This is a genomic window from Mycolicibacterium peregrinum (assembly GCF_001665625.1).
GTDB classification, from domain to species: Bacteria; Actinomycetota; Actinomycetes; order Mycobacteriales; family Mycobacteriaceae; genus Mycobacterium; species Mycobacterium peregrinum_B.
Map to the genome: position 1 here is coordinate 1 of NZ_LZSY01000188.1, position 1242 is coordinate 1242.

The window sequence follows — 1242 nt, forward strand, 5'->3', positions numbered from 1 at the left end:
TGGCAGGGTTCGTGCTCACGCTGCGGGATTCTGGGATCAGCGTCCAGATCCCAGATGTCATGAGCCCACCATGGCCGGTCGGTGCAGCGGACCGACACGTACAGGTGCAGGTGCTCGATGAAACTGGCCACGTTGCGCCGAAACCCGGCCGAGGGCAGCCGACCGGTGCGGCGCTCGAACTCGCGTACCCCGTGACGCACGATGGCCTCGGCGCTCAGATCAGCGACACTGACCGGGTAACGCCGGTGCCGTTGGTGGTAGTCGGCGGCGGCGATGCTCAGTGCACCGCTGGTCCATTTCAGCAGCGACGGTTCGATCTTGCGACGTTCTTCGTGTCCACACAGCCACACCCACCACGCGAGCTCCTCGCACAACCGTTGCGGCACACCCTGCGGGGTGAAGTCGTGGCCGTCCGGGGTGGGCCGGTAGCGCGGGTTGCGCTGAAAGACCGTGTTGGCCGGGCCGGTATCCAGGTGATAGACCAGCCTGCGCCACTGCGGCGGCACTTGTTGCCACTGCTGTGTCCACCGATCCCCGGCGGCACCGCGCGTCGGTGGGGTATGCGCTGGTGCAGGACTGTCATTGCCCGTCACGGTTCACCTTCCACCCAGCGACATAGTTCTTCCATTCGGCCAGCGTGCGCATCTCGGCGTCGGCGGTCACCCACCCGTAGGTCGACAACGTGGTCTGCACGTCGGCGTGACCGAGACGACGCATCACCACATGCACATCCACCCCAGCCAGCAACAACGCGGTGGCGTGGGTGTGGCGCAGCCAGTGCGGCGTCCACTGCTCAGGCAGCACGCCGGTTCGGCGCGCGGTGATCAGATCCACCTTGTCGTAGATGGTTTCCGGTCGCAGCGGGGCATAGCGCACGCCTCGCACCAGGTTGACAAACACGAAACACGACGCCAGATCGCCGACCGTGACATCCGCGCCGGCGGCCACCAACTGCCACACGTACTCGGTGTAGAGGGCGACCAGATCGTCGCCGATGTAAATCCGGCGCGGGCCCGATTTCGCGCGCACCCCGTGCGGATGATCATCACGGCCCGCCACCATCACCGATGGGGTACCGCCACCGGCAATATCAAAATCACTGTGGCGCAACGACAACGCCTCACCGAGCCGCATCCCGGTTTCGGCCAGCACGGCGAAGAACAAGCGGTCACGCAGCCCCGCCCCGCCGCCCGACCACTCACCGGAGACTGTCTGGACACTGCAGGCATCCAAGATGGCGTT

1 protein-coding gene and 1 pseudogene are annotated in these 1242 nt (G+C 65.9%); both read right to left on the minus strand.

Annotation, left to right across the window (positions count from 1 at the left end; translation table 11 throughout):
- Window positions 1-593: pseudogene (locus A5779_RS30270) on the minus strand (tyrosine-type recombinase/integrase); the annotation flags it as partial.
- On the minus strand, window positions 580-1242 hold a 663-nt coding region (locus A5779_RS30275; RefSeq protein ID WP_165609847.1), incomplete at its 5' end, for a tyrosine-type recombinase/integrase. The gene A5779_RS30275 and the pseudogene A5779_RS30270, both read right to left, overlap by 14 nt.